The sequence below is a fragment of the Streptomyces sp. AC627_RSS907 genome, assembly GCF_019049165.1.
In genome coordinates this window covers 1-597 of record NZ_JAGMUE010000435.1, presented here as the reverse complement: position 1 = coordinate 597, position 597 = coordinate 1, and the positions used below count along the sequence as shown (strand labels likewise).

1 pseudogene is annotated in these 597 nt (G+C 69.3%); it reads left to right on the top strand.

The features are described from left to right. A pseudogene (locus tag KUM32_RS36315) lies at window positions 1-597 on the top strand (hypothetical protein); the annotation flags it as partial.

Here is a 597-nt window from a genome sequence, read left to right as displayed (position 1 = left end):
AGCGGGCCGTGAGCGAGCAGCAGGCCCTGGAGTGGCTGGACCAGTGGCTGGCCGAGTACCAGCCGACGGTCGGCATGTACTTCTCGGGCGGCACCTCGTCCGCGTACCAGGCGAACATGTGGCTCTCCACGCTCGCCGCGCTCGACGGCAACCCGATCATCGTGCTCCGCGAGCGGTTCATGGTGCAGAAGATCGACGCCACGGACATCCCGATCGTGTGCATCCCCAAGGTCGTCCACCTGATGCGGCTCGAACACAGCACGCTCAAGGTGCTGCTGCACCCGGCGAACTCCGGCAAGACCTCGCAGGTGCTGCGCATCCCCTCGATCAAGCACGCGTTCACCAACCACGGCGAGAGCGACAAGCTCTCCAGTTGCAACCCGTACGCGAAGGCGTACGACGAGGTCTGGGTGGCCGGGCCGGCCGCCCGCGAGCGCTACCAGCTCGCCGACATCGGCGTCGACGACCGGGACGTGGTCGAGGTCGGCCGCCCGCAGCTCGCCCCGATCGCCCCGTACGCCGGCGCCCCCACCGGCGCGTACACGCAGGTGCTGTACGCCCCCACGTGGGAGGGCTGGGACGGCAACCCGGGCAACA